Origin of the sequence: Gordonia sp. NPDC058843, assembly GCF_042743165.1 — a bacterium.
Taxonomy (GTDB): Bacteria; Actinomycetota; Actinomycetes; order Mycobacteriales; family Mycobacteriaceae; genus Gordonia.
This window is the reverse complement of record NZ_JBHYNC010000003.1, coordinates 61,359-83,331: the sequence shown is the minus strand read 5'-3', so window position 1 is coordinate 83,331 and position 21,973 is coordinate 61,359. Positions and strand designations below refer to the sequence as shown.

General features: G+C 67.9%; 20 protein-coding genes. 7 read left to right on the top strand and 13 right to left on the bottom strand.

Annotation, left to right across the window (positions count from 1 at the left end):
* Positions 1–109: 109 nt before the first annotated feature.
* The 3 genes from ACFW3F_RS03325 to ACFW3F_RS03315 are packed head-to-tail and all read left to right on the top strand — an operon-like array spanning position 110 to position 2,217.
* The gene (locus tag ACFW3F_RS03325) at positions 110–925 is read left to right on the top strand and encodes a TVP38/TMEM64 family protein (RefSeq protein WP_388054291.1); all 816 of its coding nucleotides are present in this window, start codon (positions 110–112) and stop codon (positions 923–925) included.
* Positions 926–979: 54 nt separating this feature from the next.
* Entirely contained in the window at positions 980–1,585 is a 606-nt protein-coding gene (locus ACFW3F_RS03320) for a hypothetical protein (protein WP_388054289.1), read from the top strand.
* The gene (locus ACFW3F_RS03315) at positions 1,582–2,217 is read left to right on the top strand and encodes a hypothetical protein (protein ID WP_388054287.1); all 636 of its coding nucleotides are present in this window, start codon (positions 1,582–1,584) and stop codon (positions 2,215–2,217) included. The genes ACFW3F_RS03320 and ACFW3F_RS03315 overlap by 4 nt, the downstream gene beginning before the upstream one ends.
* A gap of 15 nt (positions 2,218–2,232) precedes the next feature.
* Here the strand turns inward: ACFW3F_RS03315 and ACFW3F_RS03310 are convergent, their stop codons facing one another.
* The 3 genes from ACFW3F_RS03310 to ACFW3F_RS03300 form a co-directional block, all read right to left on the bottom strand.
* Positions 2,233–3,483, bottom strand: a complete 1,251-nt coding sequence (locus tag ACFW3F_RS03310; RefSeq protein ID WP_388054285.1) for an SPFH domain-containing protein — start codon at positions 3,481–3,483, stop codon at positions 2,233–2,235.
* Positions 3,484–3,550: 67 nt separating this feature from the next.
* Complete coding sequence (locus tag ACFW3F_RS03305; protein WP_388054284.1) at positions 3,551–3,979, bottom strand: NfeD family protein; 429 nt, start codon at positions 3,977–3,979, stop codon at positions 3,551–3,553.
* A gap of 82 nt (positions 3,980–4,061) precedes the next feature.
* Positions 4,062–4,889 (bottom strand): DUF3097 domain-containing protein, encoded by an 828-nt coding sequence (locus tag ACFW3F_RS03300; protein ID WP_388054282.1) that lies wholly within the window; start codon positions 4,887–4,889, stop codon positions 4,062–4,064.
* A gap of 141 nt (positions 4,890–5,030) precedes the next feature.
* Here ACFW3F_RS03300 and ACFW3F_RS03295 point away from each other — a divergent pair, with 141 nt between their 5' ends.
* Positions 5,031–5,894 carry a serine/threonine protein kinase gene (locus ACFW3F_RS03295; protein WP_388054552.1) on the top strand — a complete coding sequence of 288 codons (864 nt, stop codon included), beginning with the start codon at positions 5,031–5,033 and terminating at the stop codon, positions 5,892–5,894.
* Here ACFW3F_RS03295 and ACFW3F_RS03290 read toward each other — a convergent pair.
* The 9 genes from ACFW3F_RS03290 to ACFW3F_RS03250 form a co-directional block, all read right to left on the bottom strand.
* Complete coding sequence (locus ACFW3F_RS03290; RefSeq protein WP_388054280.1) at positions 5,880–6,548, bottom strand: hypothetical protein; 669 nt, start codon at positions 6,546–6,548, stop codon at positions 5,880–5,882. The two genes, ACFW3F_RS03295 and ACFW3F_RS03290, sit on opposite strands and share 15 nt — an antisense overlap.
* A 302-nt stretch (positions 6,549–6,850) precedes the next feature.
* Positions 6,851–7,951, bottom strand: a complete 1,101-nt coding sequence (locus ACFW3F_RS03285; protein WP_388054278.1) for a ferrochelatase — start codon at positions 7,949–7,951, stop codon at positions 6,851–6,853.
* Entirely contained in the window at positions 7,948–8,787 is an 840-nt protein-coding gene (gene inhA, locus ACFW3F_RS03280) for an NADH-dependent enoyl-ACP reductase InhA (protein WP_388054276.1), read from the bottom strand. The genes ACFW3F_RS03285 and inhA overlap by 4 nt, the downstream gene beginning before the upstream one ends.
* 76 nt (positions 8,788–8,863) lie before the next feature.
* Positions 8,864–9,598, bottom strand: a complete 735-nt coding sequence (gene fabG1 / locus ACFW3F_RS03275; RefSeq protein WP_388054274.1) for a 3-oxoacyl-ACP reductase FabG1 — start codon at positions 9,596–9,598, stop codon at positions 8,864–8,866.
* 73 nt (positions 9,599–9,671) lie between these two features.
* Entirely contained in the window at positions 9,672–10,640 is a 969-nt protein-coding gene (locus ACFW3F_RS03270; RefSeq protein ID WP_388054272.1) for a VWA domain-containing protein, read from the bottom strand.
* 4 nt (positions 10,641–10,644) lie between these two features.
* Positions 10,645–11,583 carry a DUF58 domain-containing protein gene (locus tag ACFW3F_RS03265; protein WP_388054271.1) on the bottom strand — a complete coding sequence of 313 codons (939 nt, stop codon included), beginning with the start codon at positions 11,581–11,583 and terminating at the stop codon, positions 10,645–10,647.
* Positions 11,573–12,772 carry an AAA family ATPase gene (locus tag ACFW3F_RS03260; RefSeq protein WP_388054269.1) on the bottom strand — a complete coding sequence of 400 codons (1,200 nt, stop codon included), beginning with the start codon at positions 12,770–12,772 and terminating at the stop codon, positions 11,573–11,575. Before ACFW3F_RS03260 ends, ACFW3F_RS03265 begins: the two co-directional genes overlap by 11 nt.
* Before the next feature lie 194 nt (positions 12,773–12,966).
* A complete protein-coding gene (locus tag ACFW3F_RS03255) occupies positions 12,967–14,478 on the bottom strand; it encodes an NlpC/P60 family protein (protein ID WP_388054267.1) in 1,512 nt (503 codons plus the stop codon).
* A gap of 375 nt (positions 14,479–14,853) precedes the next feature.
* Positions 14,854–15,465: a DUF6676 family protein gene (locus ACFW3F_RS03250; protein WP_388054265.1), complete on the bottom strand. Its 612-nt coding sequence runs from the start codon at positions 15,463–15,465 to the stop codon at positions 14,854–14,856.
* A 408-nt stretch (positions 15,466–15,873) separates the two neighbouring features.
* Here ACFW3F_RS03250 and ACFW3F_RS03245 point away from each other — a divergent pair, with 408 nt between their 5' ends.
* Together ACFW3F_RS03245 and ACFW3F_RS03240 are read left to right on the top strand one after the other, a co-directional pair.
* Positions 15,874–18,675 carry an aconitate hydratase gene (locus tag ACFW3F_RS03245; RefSeq protein ID WP_388054263.1) on the top strand — a complete coding sequence of 934 codons (2,802 nt, stop codon included), beginning with the start codon at positions 15,874–15,876 and terminating at the stop codon, positions 18,673–18,675.
* Positions 18,676–18,690: 15 nt separating this feature from the next.
* Positions 18,691–19,257: a TetR/AcrR family transcriptional regulator gene (locus ACFW3F_RS03240; protein ID WP_388054261.1), complete on the top strand. Its 567-nt coding sequence runs from the start codon at positions 18,691–18,693 to the stop codon at positions 19,255–19,257.
* A gap of 5 nt (positions 19,258–19,262) precedes the next feature.
* Here the strand turns inward: ACFW3F_RS03240 and ACFW3F_RS03235 are convergent, their stop codons facing one another.
* Complete coding sequence (locus ACFW3F_RS03235) at positions 19,263–20,141, bottom strand: hypothetical protein (protein WP_388054259.1); 879 nt, start codon at positions 20,139–20,141, stop codon at positions 19,263–19,265.
* Between the two features lie 111 nt (positions 20,142–20,252).
* Here ACFW3F_RS03235 and ACFW3F_RS03230 point away from each other — a divergent pair, with 111 nt between their 5' ends.
* Positions 20,253–21,869 (top strand): GMC oxidoreductase, encoded by a 1,617-nt coding sequence (locus ACFW3F_RS03230; protein WP_388054257.1) that lies wholly within the window; start codon positions 20,253–20,255, stop codon positions 21,867–21,869.
* Positions 21,870–21,973 lie beyond the last annotated feature (104 nt).

The window sequence follows — 21,973 nt, the reverse complement described above, 5'->3', positions numbered from 1 at the left end:
GCGCGTAGACGACACTAGCCGATCGCTCGCTCGGCCCGGCGCCGAGGTGGTCGTGACGTGGCCCACTCGAGCATCCTGACTGCCGTGCGGTCCAGAGTAGAGTGTCCGGGTGCCCGATCCATCCACTGTCAGCGAGGACGTCGCCGACCCGATCGGGACCGACGCCGCCGATGTCGCGGGCGCGGACACAATCGGAGATGACCCGGCGTCGACGTCGGGGCGCCGGGGGTTCGACCGCCGGATCATCCGCCGGGCCCTCGTCGCGGCCGGGTTCCTCGCGGCCGTCCTGGCCGGCTCCTACTTCGTCCCGCTGCCCTCCATCGCGAGCGTGCGCGACTGGGGCGCCGACCTGGGACCTGCTTTCGTGTGGTTGTTCTTCCTCGCCTACGCGGTCGTCACCATCGCGCCGATCCCGCGCTCGACATTCACCGTCATGTCCGGGATCTTCTTCGGGCCGCTCGTGGGGTTCGCGGGGGCGATGATCGCCTCCTCGATCGCAGCGGTCGCCGCCTTCGCCCTGGTCCGCAGTGTCGGACGCGACCGCGTGCAGCCGTACCTGAAGACCCCCGTGGTCCGGGCCGTCGAATACCGGCTCGAGCGACGCGGCTGGTTGGCGGTCGGGTCGCTGCGCTTCATCGCGGCCTGCCCGTTCTCGGTCGCGAACTACTGCTCGGCACTGTCGTCGGTGCGCCCCGTGCCGTACGCGGTGGCCAGCATCGTCGGCATGGCACCCGGCACCGCGGCGGTGGTGATGCTGGGCGATTCGCTGACCGGGGACACTCATCCACTTCAACTGGCGGTCACCGGCGGCCTCTTCGCGATCGGTATAGCAGGCCTCGTCCTCGACTCCCGCCTACCGGTGTCGAACACTCCGGCAACACAAGTACCAAGCCTTGATAGTCAACGATCAAGTCATCGGAGTTGATTCAATCTAGTCATAGGGCTTGATTCTCATGGATCAAGTACATAACCTTGAGCAATGTTCGTTCTGACCGTCGACCAGCGCGGGAGCCGACGCGACATCGACCGGGTGGACGCCGTCCTCGCCGCGCTCGAGCCACTCGACACCGTGCGGGCATTCGAACGCACCGCAGGTGACGAGATCCAGGGCATCCTGGACGACCCGGTGACCACGGCCCGGTTGGCCGTCGAACTCACCGCCGACGGTCACTGGAGTGTCGGTATCGGCGCCGGGGCAGTCGACGAGCCTCTCCCCCGATCCACCCGCGCCGGACGCGGAGCCGCCTTCGTTCACGCTCGCGATGCCGTCGAAGCCGCCAAACGGCAGCGCATCCCGCTCTGTGTCCGCGGCCCGGAGACACGCTGGTGCCGTCATGCCCAGACGGCCGGCCGCCTCATCGCCGACGTCGTCACCGCTCGCAGTTCCGCGGGACGGGAGGCAGTGGAGCTGATGCGTCGCGGCCTCACCCAGGTCGAGGCCGCCGCCGAACTCGACATCACCCCGCAGGCCATGAGCCAACGCCTGCGCGCCGCGGGATGGGATCTCGAGTCCGATTCCCTCGACCTCGTCGCGGACGCGCTCGCCGAGGCGGACCGGCACACCACCACCGGAGGACCGGAATGACCACCGCCGCGATCGTCCTCCTGTCCCTGACAGCTCTGGCGACGCCGGTCTGGGCGTCGGTCACCAGGACACGGCGCAGTCAGGCGCCGGTGTCCGTCGTGCGCCGACTCGACGTCATCGGGGCCGTCGTCCTCCTCGTGCTGGCGGCGGTCGCCGCCGTACTCGCCGCCACAGCCGGGCCCGCGACCGGCTTCCTCGCCTCGGCGGTCCCGGTCGTCGCCGCCCTCGCGGCCGTCACCGGCGGTGGGCCCGTGGTCCGGACGGTTCTCGTCGCCGGCGGGGTCGGCGCGCGCCCGGATCCCGGACCCGACGCCGGGGACCCGGGGGACGACAGCAACGCACCCGACACCCCGGAGAACCCGGCGCCCGATCCGAATCGTCCGACCGGGACCACGGAGACCGGGCCGCTGCGTGGCGGCCGGGTCATCGGCTATCTCGAACGTCTCGCGGTGGTCAGCACACTCATGGCCGGGTGGCCGGAGGGTCTCGCGATCATCCTCGCCGTGAAGAGCCTCGCCCGCTATCCCGAACTCCGCGCCCCGCACGCGGCCGAGCAATTCATCATGGGCACGTTCGCCTCGGTGATGTGGGCGGTCGGGATGGCCGGCATCGAACAGCTCGTCATCCGCTGATCCCGAAGCGGCCGGCTACGTCGACGACCCGGTCTGGGCCGGAGGATCGGTGGGGCCCGGGTCCGCGGGCTGTGCCGGCTGGGGCCACACGCCATCGGTGAGCTCGGCCGGCTCGGACCCCACCGACGGCACCTGGCGGGACGTCCGCGCCACGCGAGCGGTGATCTCGGGAGCGACCGGGGTACGGGCGACCGCCTCGGCCTCGGCGACTGCCTGCGCGACCTTGGGATCGGAGGCCATCGAGAACCAGTCCTCGGTCTCCGAGTCGTCGATCGGTGAGGGCGGCGAGTCCGTCGGCTCGTACCGGAACACGCCGTCGTCGCCCTGCACGCCGAAGGACTTGGCGAAACCCTGTAGGGCCGAACCGAAGTCGGACGGCACGACCCACACCTTGCTGCCCTCGCCCTTGGCCATCTCCGGCAACTGTTGCAGGTACTGGTAGGCCAGGAGTTCCGGCGTCGGTTTGGCGGCCTTGATGGCGGCGAAGGTCTTCTCGATCGCCTTCGCCTCGCCCTGTGCGTTGAGGTACGACGCGGCGCGTTCACCTTGTGCGCGCAGGATGCGAGACTGGCGCTCGGCCTCGGCACTGAGGATCGCGGCCTGCTTCGCACCCTCGGCGGCGAGGATCTGCGACTGCTTGTTTCCCTCGGCGGTCTTGATCGCCGATTCACGCTGGCCTTCGGCCGAGAGGATCGTCGCGCGCTTCTCCCGGTCGGCCTTCATCTGCTTCTCCATCGACTCCTGGATCGACGGCGGCGGCATGATCGACTTGAGCTCGACGCGGGCGACCCGGAGCCCCCAGCGGCCGGTCGCCTCGTCCAGCACGCCACGCAGCTGGCCGTTGATGGAATCGCGCGAGGTCAGGGTCTCCTCGAGCGTCATCCCGCCGACCACATTGCGCAGCGTCGTGATCGTGAGCTGCTCGACACCGGCGATGTAGTCGTCGATCTCGTACACGGCGGCGCGCGGGTTGGTGACCTGGAAGTAGACGACGGTGTCGATCGACAGGGTCAGGTTGTCCTCGGTGATGACCGGCTGCGGCGGGAACGACACCACCCGCTCACGAACGTCGACGCGGGCTCGGATGCGATCGATGAACGGCAACAGCAGGGTGAGCTGACCCGAGACCGTGCGGGTGTAGCGGCCCAGCCGCTCGACGACCGCCGCCTCCGCCTGTGGGATGAGCGCCACGGACTTGACCACCATCACCACCACGAGCAACACGAACAAGACCAGGACGGCCAGGCCGAAAATCTCCAACTCCATGGTCACCTCTCTGCTTTGTCGTCCCCTGCTTTGTCATTCGCGTGCTGCTGTGCCACCGCGATAGCGATCAGGCGCGGAACACCACCGCGGTCGCGCCGTCGATCTCCACGACGGTGACGTGCGTTCCCGGTTCGAGCACCTGGGTGGGGTCCATCGCGCGGGCCGACCAGACGTCGCCGTCGATCTTGACCCGTCCGTCGTTGACGTCGACCTGCTCGGTCACCACCGCGTGACGACCTGCGAGCGCCTCGGTGTTCATCAGTACCGCGGGACGGTTCAGCATGTGGCGTCGGGCGATGGGACGGACCGCCACCAGCAACAGCACCGACACGAGTGCGAAGACCAGGCCATCGACCCAGAGCGGAGGCTCGAAGGCGAAATCGACGCCGGCGGCCGCGAATGCACCACCGGCGAGCATGAGCAGGACGAGCTCACCCCCGAACATCTCCGCGACCGTCAGGACGATCGCGGCTGCCAACCACAGCAGGGCGCTCATGGGTCCAGTCTGCCAGAGATGTCCGAAACCGAGCCCGGGCCGCGCAACGGACCGGGCCGCGCATCGGTTCAGAAAGCCGGTGTCACCTGGGCTCCTCGGCCGCGGTCACGAAATCGATGAGTTCCTCGACCGACCGCAGGAGATCGACTTCGAGGTCACGGAAGCTGCTCACCCCGTTGAGCACCCGGCGCCAGCCGGCGCGGGGATCTCCCCAGCCGAGCTCGGCACACACCCCGGTCTTCCAGTCCGTGCCCCGTGGAATCCGGGGCCACGACGGGATGTCGACGGACGCGGGCTTCACCGCCTCCCAGACGTCGATGTAGGGGTGGCCGCACACGAGGACGTGCTCCCCGACCTCGGCGGTGAGGTGTGCCTCTTTGGAGCCGGCCACCAGATGGTCGACCAGGACACCCGCACGACGATGGGGTGCGGGTTGGAATTCGTCGAGCGCAGCGTCGAGGTTGTCGAGACCGTCGAGGCTGACGACGACCACACCTTCCGCGCGGAGGTCGTCACCCCAGACGCGTTCGAGGAGCGTCGCGTCGTGCACGCCTTCCACGAATATCCGGCTCGCGCGCGCCGTGCGCGCGCGCGAACGCGGGGCGGCTCGCGACCCCGACGCCGTCACCGCGGCCTTCTGCGGACCCCGGGTGCGCGGCCGCACGAGCGTCACCGGGCGTCCGTCGATGAGGAACGCACCGGGGTGCATCAGGAACACCCGCGTCTGGCCACGGCGGTCCTCCAGACGCACGAGGTCGCCGGCATAGCTCTTCTCGAGCCCGACCACCGCGCCACAGAAACCGCTGGCGGCGTCCTCGACGACCAGGTCCCGATCCGCCGCGACCTCCGCGGGACGCGGCTTCGCCCGGCGGGGCTGGGAGAGCACATCGCGCCCATAGCGGTCATCCATCGCACACCACCTTCTCGATCCGTCATCTCGCCGCCGCGATGGACAGGTCGGGGCGGCGCACACACCGTATGCCCCGCGGCTCCGTCCCTCGGGTTGCCACGCCCGACCCAGCCCTCGGCCCGGCGGTATCCTGGCATCTTGATGAATCGCAGCCGCCTACTCTCCACTTCCACCGTCGCGTGGCCGACCTGTGCCCTCGGCGCGTGGGCGGCCGCCTGGCTCACCGGCCGTTGCTCCCCCGACGACGTGATCGAAGCCCTGGCAGAGTCCGCCGACCGCCACGTGATGCACTGGGCCGACTCCCCCACCCCGATGGTCGAACAGGGTTCTCCCACAAGGCCTTCGACAAATGGGATACTCGATCTGCTCGCCCTGCTGCGACCGGCGCACCGCCTCGTGGTCCGTCTTCCGTCCACGGGTGATCCGCAGGGACTCCCCCCACATCCGGCCACCTCGGCCGCACTCGGCGCGGGCGAGGTCCTGCTCGTCGATGCGACCGGAGCGGGCACCCTCGCGCTCGTGCCCGCATTCACCGCCACGGCGCGCTCCGCGGACGATCCATCGTTCGTCACGTGTACCTGGTCGGCGTACCGCTACGACGCCGCACTCGACCTCGGACATCTGGTGTCCGCAGGACCCAGCGCGGGTGACCTCGAATACGAACTGCGACAAGCAGTTCGGGAGGCAACATCGATCATCGGCGGACTCGGCGGCCGGCGGTCGGCCGACGCGAGCGATCTTCGTACGCAACTGGCCGCGCTCACCACGCGGCACCGGGTCGCCTTGCCCCCACATCTGCTCGACGCACGCTCGACCCGCCTCATCGACACGGCGGCACAGGTCGAGGCCATCGTCGACCTCGCGGGCGCGCACAACGTGGAGATGGGCGACAGCGCCGGGCAATGGGATTCCGGCGATGCGACACTCCGCGGTCTGCAGATCCTGACCCGGACCGCGCGCGCAGCCGCGGTCAATCAGACGATCCTCGAACTACTGCGCCACTGAGTCGCCGCGCAGTTGATGCGCACGACCTGTCCGAAGCCTCGGCGGGCGTTCGGACACGACGCCGTACATGTCGAGTCCGTTCCGACTCTCCGTCGCGAACAGCGTGGCCCCCCATTCGTGGACAAACCAGTCGCGCAACCGCTCGGAGCCGGTCCAGGCGTAATAGGGCCGGGCCGCCGCGACACAGAACCGTTCCACTTCGCGCATCATGCGGACGAGAGCGTCGCCACCACGCGCTTCGGGAAGGACCGCCGCGATACGCACGTCGACGGCATCTGCCGCCGGCGAGGGCAATTGCGCGCTGGTCAAGAATTGGATCAGCCGCTCTCGGAGTCCGGGAATCGCCGCGACCCGGACGAAATCATCCGGGACGAGAGGCGGTTCACCGTCGGACGACAATTCGACATCGTGGGGATGCCAGATCAGCACTCCGACGAGATGCTCGTTCTGGAAGGAACCGATCACATATCCCGCTTTGAGATAAGGCCGAACCAATATCTCGGCAAGCCATTCACGCAACGCGGGATCGGTGAGGTAATCACCCAGGACCCATCGATACAGCGGAATGTCCTCGATTGCACGGGCGAGAAGCTGCGTCGCGGGACGGAGATCAGCTGTGGTGAGGGTTCGTTCTGCGGTGAACACCGTGGTCACACACCAAGAGGGGTTGTCACACCGTCGTGGGTTGCGTCGACGACGCAGCCCACGACGGGTGAACTGTCTAGGTTGCAGATTCGCTGCTGCCCTCAGCGGAGCCGGACATGAGTGTTTCGAGAATCGGTCCGAGGACGTCGATTTCGAGCCTGATCGGTCCTTCTGCCATGGGGATTCCTCTCTCACTTTCGCACCCTGAGTAAGGTGCGCGTCAAAAGAGAGTTTCATTTTGGTTGAGGCGCAGATCACATTTCAGTGCATTCCTATACCGAATCGTTATAGTCGCGAAGGATCTGTGCCACTCAGTGACTGGTCGTCGCCGACGATCTCGGGCGCGCCGGCACACAACACCTGTCTCGACAGGTACGGCCATTATCGCCGCACCCCATCGCGGACAGATCGCCGACTCCTCCGGCGTAGGCCTCCACGAACTCGCCGATCATCTCGATGAAACGGGGATCGGGACCCACGGTGCCGGCGCGCGCGTAGTCCATGCCCAACCGGTCGGCGACCTCGGCAGCCTCGTTGTCGAGGTCCCAGATCACCTCGAGATGATCGGAGATGAACCCGATCGGGTACACAACAACTCGTCGAACTCCTTGCGCGGCAAGGTCTTCCAGATGATCGCAGATGTCCGGCGCCAGCCACGGGATCTGCGGGGGACCCGACCGTGACTGCCAGACCTGGTCGAAGTCGGCGACGCCGAGCTCGTCGGCGACCGCCTGTGACGCGGCCATCACCTGGCGCGAGTACAGGTTCCCGCCGTCCGCCGCGGGACCCGATGCGTCGTCGGCGGAGGTCGGCACCGAGTGGGCGGTGAACACCAACCGCGGGGCCTCGTCACCGGGTCCGAGAGTCTCCACGGCCCGGCGCACCGCGTCGGCCCCGGCCGCGACGAACGCCGGGTGCGACCAGTACTGCGGAAGTTTGCGCAGCACCACCGCACCACCGGGTGCGACGCTCGCCGGCTCCCGTTCGGCAAGCGCTGTCACCGCCCGGTCGATGTCCTCGTGATACTGCCTGCACCCCGAGTAGCCGCCCCAGGCCGACGTCGGGAACACCAGGATTCGACGATGGCCGGCCCGGTACATCTCCGCCAGCGTGTCCTCGACCATCGGGTGCCAGTTGCGGTTGCCGAAGTACACCGGGAGGTCGACACCGCGTCTGCCGAGCTCGCTCCGGAGAGCATCCATCATCTCCAGGTTCAGCCGGTTGATCGGCGATACACCACCGAAGTGCAGGTAGTGCTCGGCCACCGACTCGAGCCGCTCCCGCGGGATCCCCCGGCCCCGAGTGACGTTCTCCAGGAACGGCATCACGTCATCGGGCCCGTCCGGCCCCCCGAACGACAGGAACAGGACGGCATCGAAGGGCGCGGTGTCGCCCGGTGTTGACGCGCTCATGAGCCGGAGGTCATGCCCTCCGGGAACCAGGTGTTGTGGCTGGCGCCGCCGTCGACGTACACGATGGACCCGGTGGTGGCCGGCAGCCAGTCGCTGAGCAGTGCGCACACGGACTTCGCGACGACGGTGGGGTCGTCGACATCCCAGCCGATCGGGGACGCACCGTCCCAGTACTCGTTGAGCATGTTGAGCTGCTTGGCATCGTCGGTCGCGGTGCCCGCGATCGCCTTGGCGGCCAGGGTCTTGATGGGTCCGGCGGCCACGAGGTTCGACCGGACGTTCTTGGCGTTACCCACCTCACGTGCCACGTACCGGTTCACCGATTCGAGGGCGGCTTTCGCCACGCCCATCCAGTTGTAGTACGGCATCGCGGTGCGGGGATCAAAGTCCATGCCGACGATGGACCCGCCCTCGTTCATGGCGGGGAGCACGGCGCGGGCGAGCGAGGCGTAACTCCACGCGGAGATCTCGAAGGCCTTCGCGGCGTCGGGACCCGGCCCCTCCAGGAACGGCTTGGCCTCGGGACCCATCAACGTCCGGGGCGCGAACGCGATCGAGTGCATCACGCCGTCGATGCCCTGTGGCGCCAGCTCGGTGATCTTCCCGGCGAGTGCGTTGAGATCGTCCTCGTTGGTGACGTCGAGACCGATGGCCGGCGGCACCTCCTTCGGCAACCGCCGCGCGATCCGGTCGATCAGCCGAAGCCGCTCTGGGATGCCGGTGATGATGACGGTCGCGCCCTGCTCCTGCGCCATGGCTGCGGCGTGGAAGGCGATCGACGCATCGGTGATGATGCCCGTGATGAGGACGGTCTTCCCGTCCAGGATTCCGCTCACTTGGATGTGCTCCTGAGATCGACGTTGATTGACGTGCCGTGGGGTCGCGCGTGGTGGCTCGACGCCCGGGTGAGGGTCAGTGCCCCATGCCCATACCGCCGTCGACGGGAAGCACGGCGCCGGAGATGTAACCGCCCTCGTCGGAAGCGAGGAAGCTGATGGCCGCGGCGACGTCCTCTGGCTTCCCGGTACGGCCGAGCGGGATGGCCTGCTTGGCCATCTCGATGTAACGATCCTCCATCGACGCGGTCATGTCCGTCTCGATGAACCCGGGCGCCACGACGTTGGCGGTGATGTTGCGCGAACCGATCTCCCGCGCGATGGAACGCGCCATGCCGATGAGCCCCGCCTTGGAGGCCGCGTAGTTCACCTGTCCGGGGATACCGGACATCGCGACCACCGAGCCGAGGAAGATCATCCGGCCCCACTTGGCGCGCTGCATTCCCTTCGTGGCGCGCTTGGCGCACCGGAATGCGCCGGTGAGGTTCGCGTCGAGGACCTTCTCGAAGGATTCCTCGGAGAGGCGCATGAGGAGCATGTTCTCGGTGATGCCCGCGTTGGCGACCAGGATCTCCACGGGACCCTGGTGCGCCTCGACCTCGGCGAAGGCGCGGTCGACCGACTCGGAGTCCGTGACATCGCATTTGACGCCGAAGAGCCCGTCCGGGGCCCCGGATCCGCGGTGGGTCACGGCGACCCGGTGGCCGTCGGCGGCCAGGCGCTGGGCCACGGCCAGACCGATTCCGCGGTTGCCGCCGGTGACCAGGACCGAGCGGGAGGGACTGTGCGCTTCGTTGCTAGCTGCCGTCATGGGTGTTCAACCTATCCGTTCTCGTTGCGGGGGTGACGCGGCGGTGGCCCGGCGGCACCGCAGACGGGCCGCCTCAGGGCAGCCGGCGATTGATGGCCAGGGCGGCGAACGCCGACACCAGCGCAAACAACGTACCCGCGATCAGCCACGGCTTCGAATTGTCTCCTCGGCGGGTTTCGTAACCGATCTCGTCCTGCAGCTGCTCGTACACCTTGTTCAGCTCGTCGAGGCTGGCCGCGGTGAAGAAGTCACCGCCGGACAGGTTGGCGATCTTGCGCAGCGAATCGTCGTCGACGGGGACCGGGACCCGGTCACCCTCGAGCTCGACGGTGCCCGTCCGGGTGCCGAACGAGATGGTGGAGACCGGGATCTTCTCTTCCTTGGCCTTGCGGGCCGCGGTGAAGGCACCGCGCGGGTCGTCGGGATCGTCCGGCACGGTCTCCTTGCCGTCGGAGAGCAGCACGATCCGCGCGGGTGGCGCGCCCTCGGTGCCGCCGAGGACCGCGTTCAGCGTGCTGATCTGCTGCAGGGCCGCGAAGATGCCCTCGCCCGTCGCCGTCTTGTCGTCGAGCCGCAGCTTGTCCACCGCGACCTTGGTCGCGTTGTGGTCCGGGGTCGGCGACACCAGACTGGCCGCGGTCCCGGCGAAGGAGATGAGTCCGAGGTTGATTCCCTCGGTCAGTTCGTCGGCGAACTTCTTGGCCGCCTCCTGTGCCGCACGGATACGCGAGGGCGACACGTCGGTGGCATTCATCGACCGCGACACATCCATCACCAGGACCACGGTCGCCTTGTTACGCGGCACCTTGCGATCGGCCTGCGGACCGGAGAGCGCGACCGTCAGCAGGATCAGCGCGATGATCAGCAACGCGATCGGCAGATGGCGCAACCGGCTCCGATCGGCCGGCGCGACCGACTTCAGCAGATCGAGGTTGGCGAAGGTCAGTGCTCGCTGCTTGCGGCGGCGCAGCATGTAGACGTAGGCGACGCCGAGCAGCACCACGACCAGGAGCAGCAGCAACCACCAGGGACTGGACAGCATCGGTCTACCCCACCCCCGCCGCGAGGCCGCGACGGCGTTGCGCGACGAACTTGACGGTGTCGGCGATCCACTCCCGATCGGTGCGCAACGTGAGGACCGCGCCTCCACAACTGCGCAGGGTGCGGTGCACACGCTGCTGGTGTGCCCGGGCCGCGGCCGCGAAGTCGCGTCGGAGGTCCTCGGTGATCGTCACGTCGTGGATCTCACCGGACTCGGCGTCGGCCAGGGTGACCTCCCCGATCGCCGGCAGGTCGAGGTCGCGTGGGTCGAGGACCTCGACCGCGAGGAGTTCGTGGTGCGCGCCGATGGCCCGGAGCGAGCGTTCCCAGTCGATCGGTCCGAGGAAATCACTGATGACGACCGCGAGACCGCGCCGGCGCTGCGGACGGCGGAGCGCCTCGATACCGGCTTTCAGGTCGCCACGAACCCCCGGGGAACTGCGCCGGGTGGTCGCGATGGCCTTCAGGAGGTTCTGCGCGTGCGCGCGCCCGGCACGGGCCGGCACCCGCACGACGTCGTCTCCGGTCACCACCAGCGCGCCGTGCCGGTTGCCGCCGCCGGTCGTCAGGTGGACCAGTGCCGCGGCCGCCGCGACGGCCAGGTCGCGTTTGGTGCAGTCGACGGTGCCGAAGTCGAGACTGGCCGAGGCGTCGACGACGAGCCAGGTCTCGAGTTCGCGGTCGGCGATCATCTGTCGCACGTGTGGCTGGGTGGTGCGCGCGGTGACCGACCACTCCATCCGCCGGACGTCGTCGCCCGGCTGGTACGCCCGTGCCTCCCCCGGTTCCGAACCCGGTCCCGGGATCAGTCCGAGGTGCTCGCCCTGCAGCACGCCGTCGAGTTTGCGTCGCACGGTGAGCTCGAGCATCTTCAGCGCCGCGGTCAGCTGCGCCTCGTCGAGCAGACCGGCGCCGAGGCGCGGTAGGTCCCGATTAGCCGCCATACTGAGGCGAATTCCGGTTCACCGGGGCCGAATTCGGGTCCGTCGGACCGGCTGACTGCGGAACCTGTTGCGCGGCATAGCCGTTCGGGCCGAGTCCGCCATTGGGTGCCTGCTGCTGCCCACCGGGATACTGACCCTGCGGGATCGGCTGCGCACCGACCTGCGGCAGTCCGACGGTCTGGAGGACGCGGGCGATGACCTGATCGGCATCGATCTCGTCGGCCAGCGCGTCGTAGGACAGCACGAGCCGGTGCCGGAGCACGTCGGGCATGATCTCGACGACGTCCTGCGGGATCACGTAGTCGCGACCGCGGACCAGTGCCAGCGCACGGGCAGCGGCGACGATGCCCAGCGTCGCGCGCGGCGACGCCCCGTAGGACAGCCACGACGCGACGTCGGTCAGGCCGAGCTCGGCGGGGCGGCGGGTGGCGTTGATGACACGGACGACGTAGTCGACCAGCGCATGGTGGACGAAGACGTTCGCCGCGGTCCGCTGCAGGCGGAGCATCGCGGTGGGGTCGAGAACCTGGGACGCGGTCGGCGGGACGTTGCCCATCCGGTAGACGATCTCCCGCTCCTCCTCCACCGACGGATAGTCGACGAGAACCTTGAAGAGGAAGCGGTCGCGCTGAGCTTCGGGGAGCGGGTAGACGCCCTCGTTCTCGATCGGGTTCTGAGTCGCCATCACCAGGAAGGGATCCGGCATCGAGTACGTCTTGCCGCCGATCGACACGTGTCGTTCGGCCATCACCTCGAGGAGAGCCGACTGCACTTTCGCAGGTGCGCGGTTGATCTCGTCGGCGAGCAGGAAGTTCGCGACGACCGGACCGAGTTCGGTGTCGAACTCCTCGCGGCCCTGGCGGTAGATCCGCGTACCGATGAGGTCGGTGGGCACCAGGTCCGGGGTGAACTGCACGCGGGAGAACGATCCGCCGACGACGCGGGCGAACGTCTCGACCGCGAGCGTCTTCGCAACGCCGGGCACGCCTTCGAGGAGGATGTGGCCACGCGCGAGGAGACCGACGAGAATGCGCTCGACGAGCTGATCCTGGCCGACGATGACGCGCTTGACCTCGTAGATGGCCCGCTCCAGCAGGGCGACGTCGGCGTCGCTCAGCACCGAGGAGTCCGCTCCTGCCGCCGCGGGATCCCCCGTGGCCGCCTTGCCGAGGGAGTGCGATTCGGTCAAACCCGTGCTCCTGTTCCTCTGAACTGCTGTCCGCCGGACTGCGATGCGTCAGCCCTGGACGCGGCCGCGTTCATGCAGCGCGCAGGCCGACGCCCCCATGTGTCTGTGCCAGCCTAGCCGTGCGAACTGAAAAGGTGCCAAGAAGACCTGGCGGGTGTCGGTCGTTCACGAGGCCCGCGCGAACTGCACGACCGTCAGAGCAGACGCACCACGTTGGGCATCGCGCCGTCGGTGCGCAGCGGCGACACCTTGACGACGTCACCCGACTGCGGCGCCTCGACCATCTTGTTGTCACCGAGGTAGAGCGCGACGTGAGCGCTCGCGTTGGGACCGTAGAAGATCATGTCGCCGCGTCGCATCTGCGACAGCGGGAACTGCGGGCCCGAGGTGTACTGGTACCCGGTGTAGTGCGGCAGCTCGATGCCCACGCCGGCGAACGCGTAGATCATCAGGCCGGAGCAGTCGAAACCGATCTTGTTGTAGTCGCCATAGCTGTCGGCGACACCGCCGTCGCGGATGCCCTGTGTCGGACCGTTGGCGTCACCGCCGCCCCAGGCGTACGGAACGTTGAGCTGAGACAACGCGCGGTTGACCGCGATCTCCACGGCTTGCGGTCCGCGGAGTCCGGGCCGGACCATCCCGCCTCCGCCACCGCCGCCGGAGGAACTGCCGAACAGGGTGCCGAGGCTCCCGGAACCGAGCCGCGCGCTGAGGGTGTCGCCACCACTGCTGCCGGTGAGATCCGCACCGCCGACGCCGAGTTCGTTGAGTAACTCGGACTGGGGCAACTGCTGCTGACCGACGAGACCCGCCAGAATCGACTGACCGACATCGATGGCCAGGCGCGCGGCGGCCTCGGCCGCGACAGCCAGTGCCTGATTGTCGGTGGCGGGTGTGGCCGGCAGTGCCTTCAGGGCTCCCTCGGCCGACGGGTCCGTCGGGAAGAGGTTGGTGAGCAGGTCGCTCGCCGACGGCCCCTCGACCGTCTTCTTCGGGACGTATCCGCGGATCGTGTTGAGACGCTTCTGGACCCGGTCGCGTTCACCGACCAGGGTGGCCTTGCGCTTCTGCTGATTCGCGATGGCGGTCTTCGCCTCGGTGACCGCCGCCATGGCATCGACCTTGCGCTGTTCGGCACTCTTGGCCGCGAACGACGCCTGTCGACGGGTGGCTTCCACGGCAGCGAGACGGTTGGCCTTCTGATTCCGCGCGACCTGCAGTCGCCGGATCATCTCCTGCTGCTTCTTGCCGACCTGGTCGATCAGTTTCATGCGGTCGAGCACCGACTGGGGGTCTTCAGAGGACACGTAGTTCGACATCGAGCCCTGCTCTGGCCCTTGCTGGTAGGCCAGACGCGCGAAGCGGTCGAACTCCTTCTGCGCGTCGACGACGGCCTTGCTCGAACGATCGAGTTCGGTCCGCGCTCCGCGCGCGGCCACCGTGGCGAGGCGTCGCTGGGCGAGGGAGTTCTGGAAATCGACGATCGATCGGTTCACGTTCTCCTGGCGGGCCGCGAGCGCCTGATCCAGGTCGGCGATGTCCTGGTTGACCGTCGCGATCCGGTTGATGAGGCCGGAGATGGGCGACTCGGGCGCCTTCTTCGGCGCTGCAGTGGCATGACCCGCGCCGACCGCGCAGATGAGTACGACAGCCAGGGCCGCCGAGACGCGCGCCGGCCACGACGCACCAGTTCTTCCTCGCCTCACCTGGAACTCCTCGCGATGTGTGCGGGGATCTCGCGATCCCCGTTTCGGCGATCGTCCGGGTTTCGAGAACCACGGCGATCACGCACTGCACTTGCGTCACATTGGGCCCTGCAGTGGACACAGCCATCACACGTGACATCAGAACCGTACGTCACATCAACCACACGAGAAAACCTCGTACGAGAATTACAAAGGCGTGATTACCTGCGAAAATGCCGTGAACTGGCGAAAGATCGGACGATCGTCAAGGTCTCGAATTGGCAACAGACCGTACGACACGCCGGCGGAACCATACGGGCGGCTGCAAGCAGGTGTCAGAGCGCCGAGATCGTTTCTCCCTCGGCCGCCGGCCGAACGGACCGAGAGCGGTCCGGACTAGTGATCGGAGGTGGATACCTCACGGCGTCGCGACGATGACTCGTCCGACGCTGCGGCGGTGGCCTGCACGGGCCCCAGGGGTCCCGCGGCCAGGTTCTTGCGGGCGCGGATCTGCCGCACCCTGGCGAGCACGGCACCGCCCGCGACGACGAGGACCAGGAGGATGCCCACGATCGTCCAGTCGACGTTCGGACCCGTCATCGTGTCGATCATCTGACGGGCGGCACCCGCCGGATCGGTGAGCGTCAGCCCGTCGGTGGCCTGCTCCTGCACCACCCGACTGAACTCCGGCGATGAACTGCCGACCGAATTGGGGCCCAGGACGATGACGGTGCCACCGACCTGCTCCTGCAATTGGTTCGCGATGTCGCGATACAAGGTGAAGCGCGGCTGGACCTGGTCGATGACAACGAAGCTCACATCGTGACCCTTGGACTGGGCGTACTCGACCACCTCGAGCATGCCGGGCACCTGCTCGGGGGTCGCGCCGGCCACGCCGTCGTCGGCGATGTCCTGCGACAACGCACCCATGTCGACCCCGACGAGTCCGGTGAGTTCGTTGTTCTCCGCCGGAGCTGCCAGCACCAGCGTCGTCGCCTGCGGACCCATCCGCCACCCCTGCCTCTCGAGATCACCCGGGTTGCGCGGACGTTGACGGCCGGTATCGCGCCGACGTCGAGTGCCCACTCGCCGAACCCCGCCCTGCACCGTACGACACAATGGAGTCGTCTGGGTATTCCGGTTCCGACAGGTCCCCGCCGGCGTGTCCCGGGCGCAAGCTTGGTAACAGTACGCTCGTACTGTTAGACTGGACGATGTTGTCGCGGGTGGCCCTCGCGGACATCCGATGGCGCCGGCGCAGCCCGCCGGTGCAGAACGTCAGACGGCGCGGACACCGACGGAACGGGAGCGACGACCGAGCCCCGGCTCGCCGACGCCCGTCCCGCCCGACCGCAAGTGGATCATCGAGTAATCGCCGGCGCAGCCCGCCGGCACACGAGGAGAGTGGATTTAGACGTGAGTATCAATTCCTTCGGCGCCCGCGGCACGCTGGACGTCGGTGACAACAGCTACGAGATCTACCGTCTGAACGCCGTCGAGGGCACCGGCAAGCTCCCCTACGCGCTCAAGGTCCTGGCCGAGAACCTGTTGCGCACCGAAGACGGCGCCAACATCACCAAAGAACACATCGAGGCGATCGCGAACTGGGATCCGAACGCCGAGCCGAGCGTCGAGATCCAGTTCACGCCCGCCCGCGTGATCATGCAGGACTTCACCGGCGTGCCCTGCATCGTCGACCTCACGACGATGCGTGACGCCGTGCAGGAACTCGGCGGCGACCCCGACAAGGTGAACCCGCTCGCACCCGCCGAGATGGTCATCGACCACTCGGTCATCATCGAGGCCTTCGGCAACGCGCAGGCGTTCGAGCGCAACGTCGAGATCGAGTACCAGCGCAACGAGGAGCGCTACAAGTTCCTCCGCTGGGGCCAGGGCGCCTTCGACGACTTCCGCGTCGTGCCGCCGGGCACCGGCATCGTCCACCAGGTCAACATCGAGCACCTCGCCCGCTCGGTCATGGTCCGTGACGGCGTCGCCTACCCCGACACCTGCATCGGCACCGACTCGCACACCACGATGGAGAACGGCCTCGGCGTCCTGGGCTGGGGCGTCGGCGGCATCGAGGCCGAGGCGGCGATGCTCGGACAGCCGGTCTCGATGCTCATCCCGCGCGTCGTCGGCTTCAAGCTCACCGGTTCGACCAAGCCGGGCGTCACCGCCACCGACGTGGTCCTCACCATCACCGAGATGCTGCGCAAGCACGGTGTGGTCGGCAAGTTCGTCGAGTTCTACGGCAACGGTGTCGGCGAGGTCCCGCTGGCCAACCGCGCCACGATCGGCAACATGAGCCCTGAGTTCGGTTCGACCTGCGCGATGTTCCCGATCGACAACGAGACCATCAAGTACCTCGAGCTCACCGGCCGCAGCGCCGAGACCCTCGCCCTCGTCGAGGCCTATGCCAAGGAACAGGGCATGTGGCTGGAGAAGGACGCCGAGGAGGCCGTCTACTCGGAGTACCTCGAGCTCGATCTCGCCGAGGTCGTGCCGTCGATCGCCGGCCCGAAGCGTCCGCAGGACCGCATCGAGCTGTGGGACGCCAAGAACGCGTTCCGCAAGGACATCCACAACTATGTCGAGAACGGCAACTCGGCCCCGCAGACCAAGCTCGACGAGGCCGTCGAGGAGAGCTTCCCCGCCTCCGATCCGGCCACCCTGTCCTTCGCCGACGACGACGCCGAGCCGCTGCACTCGGCCGCCAACGGCGCCGAGGGCCGCCCGTCCAAGCCGGTGCGTGTGGATTCCGAGGAGCGCGGGTCCATGATCCTCGACCACGGCATCGTGACCATCGCGTCGATCACCAGCTGCACCAACACCTCCAACCCGTCGGTCATGCTGGGCGCCGCCCTGCTGGCGAAGAAGGCCGTCGAGAAGGGCCTGACCTCCAAGCCGTGGGTCAAGACCTCCATGGCCCCGGGCTCGCAGGTCGTCACCGGGTACTACGACAAGTCCGGTCTGTGGCCGTACCTGGAGAAGCTGGGCTTCTACCTCGTCGGCTACGGCTGCACCACCTGCATCGGCAACTCCGGACCGCTGCCGGAGGAGATCTCGAAGGCGATCAACGAGCACGATCTGACCGCCACCGCGGTGCTCTCGGGCAACCGGAACTTCGAGGGTCGCATCAACCCCGACGTGAAGATGAACTACCTCGCGTCGCCGCCGCTGGTCATCGCCTACGCCCTGGCCGGCACAATGGACTTCGACTTCGAGAGCGACGCGCTGGGCAAGGACACCGACGGCAACGACGTCTTCCTCAAGGACATCTGGCCCTCCAACGAGGAGATCGAAGCGACCATCGCGTCGTCGATCTCGCCGGAGCAGTACGCCTCGGATTACGCCGACGTCTTCAAGGGCGACGAGCGTTGGCAGAACCTGCCGACCCCGTCGGGCAAGACCTTCGAATGGGACGACGAGTCCACCTACGTGCGCAAGCCTCCGTACTTCGAGGGCATGCAGCGTGAGCCGTCGCCCGTCACCGACATCAAGGGCGCACGCGTGCTCGCGAAGCTCGGCGACTCGGTGACCACCGACCACATCTCCCCCGCATCGACGATCAAGCCCGGCACCCCCGCCGCGCAGTACCTCGACGCCAACGGTGTGGCACGCAAGGACTACAACTCGCTGGGTGCCCGCCGCGGCAACCACGAGGTGATGATCCGGTCGACCTTCGGCAACATCCGTCTGCAGAACCAGCTGCTCGACGGCGTCTCCGGCGGCTACACCCGCGACTTCACCCAGGAGGGTGCGCCGCAGTCGTTCATCTACGACGCCGCGCAGAACTACGCCGCGCAGAACACGCCGCTCGTCGTGCTCGGTGGCAAGGAGTACGGCACCGGGTCGTCGCGCGACTGGGCGGCCAAGGGCACCAGCCTGCTCGGCGTCAAGGCCGTCATCACCGAGAGCTTCGAGCGCATCCACCGCTCGAACCTCATCGGTATGGGCGTCATCCCGCTCCAGTTCCCCGAAGGCGAGTCGCACAAGTCGCTGGGCCTCGACGGCACGGAGACCTTCGACATCACCGGCATCGAGGAACTGAACTCCGGCAGCACGCCCTCGACGGTGCACGTCACCGCCACCAAGGAGGACGGCTCGACGGTGGAGTTCGACGCCAAGGTGCGCATCGACACCCCGGGTGAGGCCGACTACTACCGCAACGGAGGCATCCTGCAGTACGTGCTGCGCAACATGATCAAGAGCTGACAGGAGGCACTCGACGTGCCCAAGGTCAGTGATGACCGCCTTGCCGCGCGTCGTCGGGAGATTCTCGACGGCGCGCGGCATTGCTTCGCGGAGTACGGATACGACGGCGCCACCGTCAAACGGATCGAAGAGTCCACCGGCTTGTCCCGGGGTGCGATCTTCCATCACTACCGGGACAAGGAAGCGTTGTTCCTCGCCCTGGCTCGCGAGGACGCCGAGCGCATGGCCGACGTCGCTGCCGAGCAGGGCCTGGTGCAGGTCATGCGCGACATGCTCACCCGGCCACAGGATTTCGACTGGCTCGGAACACGCCTGGAGATCGCGCGAAAACTACGGACGGACAACACTTTCCGCGCGGAGTGGGTGTCCTACGCCGCCGAGGTCGAGCAGGCGACGCTCCGCCGCCTCGAACGTGGCCGTCAGGCCGGACGCCTCCGCGAGGACGTCCCGACCGACGTGCTGCTCAACTACCTCGACCTCGTCCTCGACGGTCTGATCACCCGGTTGGCAACCGGCCAGCCCGCCGACGACCTGCACGCCGTGCTGGACCTGGTCGAGGAGTCGGTGCGCGCTCGCGACTGAAGGCCTCACCCACTCCCGGTCAGGATCGTCACGATCTCGCTGATCGAGCGGCCGGCCGACAACCGGTAGGCCCGGACCGCGTCGTCGCCGGTGAGCTGGACGACGGGCTCACCCCTCGTCGTCCAGCGCGCTGTCCCGGCGACCCCCGCCCCCATCGGCCGAAGATCCGGCGCGGGCAGCCGGGGCTCGTCCGGAACGGACAACCCGCGCGCCTGACGCATCCGCTGCCCCGCGGCGGCGATGAGCCACCGTTCGGCGACCGCTGCGGGCCGGATGGACGACATCACCCGGCCCGACCCGTCGAAGGTCATGGTCATGGTGTCGGCGCGCTGTACCCGCCAGGACGATCCGCACAGGTCGAACCGCGCCATCCGATCGTTGTGCAGATCGAACTCCGCACCGAACCCGAGCAACGCCTCGGTGCAGTCGACGGTCAGATATCGTGCCGCGGACTCCCGTTCGCGGCGGCGCTCCTCCTCCTCACGTCGCCGCTCGCCGATCGGTCGATAGTCGCGTTCGAGCGCGAGCCGGTTCGCTGCGGCGCCCTCGGCGAGGCGTCGATGCAACCAGGTGGGATCGATCTGCACGAAGTACCGGTAGTGGATCCGACGCGGCACGCCGTCTGCGGTCACCGGAGCGTCCTCGATCAGCATCTGCACCCCGTGAGCGACCGACCAGACCGCGGTGACCCGGCCGTCGACGTCGGCCACCCAGGACCATCCGCGGGATCGGATCTCCGGCGCGGCCACCGCGAGGACGGCACTCAATTCCGTGCCGGGACGCACGGAGATCCGACGGGCGTGAGACGAGACGTCATCGCCCATCGCCACACTGTCGCGGTCCACCTCGATCTCGAGCGAGTCACTCTCCGGCGACGACGTCACGGCCTGGAGCATATCGCTCGACGAGAGCCCTCCGTCGAGGTGATTCATCCCACAGTTCGCTGGTTGGTAAGGAGTTCCTAACCTTACTTAGCGCAGGTTAAGGTTTCCGTCGTGATCCTCGACAACCCAGGTCCTGCCGTCTCGCGCCGGACCCTCCTCCGCTCTGCCGCCGGCGCCGGAACCCTCGCCGCGCTCGCCGCCACCGGAACCCTCGCCCAGGCGGCACCCCGTCAGACCGCCATCGTCATCGGGACCGGCTTCGGCGGATCGGTCGCCGCGCTGCGCCTCGGCCAGGCGGGATTCGCCACCACCGTGTTCGAACGCGGACGACGCTGGCCGATCCGTCCCGACGGCAACACCTTCGCGGCATTCTCGAGGCCCGACAAGCGTGCCGCCTGGTTCGGCAACCGCGCGGGCGCCAACAGCGCCACCTCGATCCCGGTCGAGCCATACCCGGGAGTTCTCGACCACGTCGTCGGCAACGGTATCGAGGCGGTCTACGGCGCCGGGGTCGGCGGCGGTTCGCTGGTCTTCGGCTCGTTCGCACCCGTACCGCGCAGACAGGACTTCGAGCACGTCTTCCCGGCCGCAGCCGACTACGCCGAACTCGCGGCGACCTACTACCCGCGGGCCAAGCAGGGACTCGGGGTGTCGGCGATGCCCGCCGACATCCTGGCCCACCCCAACTACGTCGGCGCACGGAACTGGCTCAAGGTGATCGCCCGCTACGGTGCGACGCCCCACTTCTTCGACTTCGCGATCGACTGGGACATCGTCCGGGACGAGATCGCCGGGCGCAAGGATCCGTCGGTCATCGCAGGCGAACTGAGCTACGGCGTGAACAGCGGGGCCAAGAAGTCCACGGACCGTACGTATCTGGCCGCCGCCGAGCGCACCGGAAACGTCACGATCAAGCCGATGCACGAGGTCTTCGACATCCGCCCACGTTCGCGTCGCGCGGGATTCGTCGTGACCGCGCGCGTCCGCGACGAACAGGGCCGGACTGTCCGGACGGTGACCGCGGAGGCAGACCACCTGTTCATGGCGGCCGGCTCGTTCCACACCACCCGGATGCTCGTCGAGGCGCGCGCCAAGGGCACGCTCCCCCGGCTGTCGCCGCGTATCGGCGACGGCTTCGGCACCAACGGGGACTTCCTCACCATCCGCACCAACCCGTCCGACGACTTCGGGCTCGTCCAGGGCGGCCCGGGATATGCCCGGATCTACGAGGACGATCTCACCGACACCCCGCTGTCGATGGTCTACCAGGCGACGCCGCTGCCCGCGCCACTCGGCAAGGCGGGGACGACCCACCTCGTCCAGGCGCTCACCGACGAGCGCGGGACCATCGACTTCGATCACGCCACCCGCACAGCGACACTCAACTACCCACATGCGGAGGGCACGAACGACGTCGACCGCCAGGCCACCGCGTTCATCGGACGCTTCCACCAACGCACCGAGGCCCGGTACGGTCGTCCGGCGAACGGCGTTCCCGTCTACACCCGCGCCGTCGGGTTCGGTTCGGCGGGTACGTATCACGGACTCGGCGGTGTCGTGATGAACCACGCGGCCTCGCACGACGGCGCCGTTCGCGGTTACGACAACCTGTATGTCGTTGACGGTTCGTTCGCGCCCGGTGCGGTCGGACTGGTCAATCCCGCGCTGACGATCACCGCTCTGGCCGAGCGCACGATGGACAGGTTCCTCACCACGCAGCGCCCCTGAGAAATCGGACACGAGGCTAGGGTAATGTGACTCACGACACCCCGAACGATCGTTAGATAAAAGCCGTTCGGGGTGACCGTCCCTCCGTCTCAATCTCGTCTCGA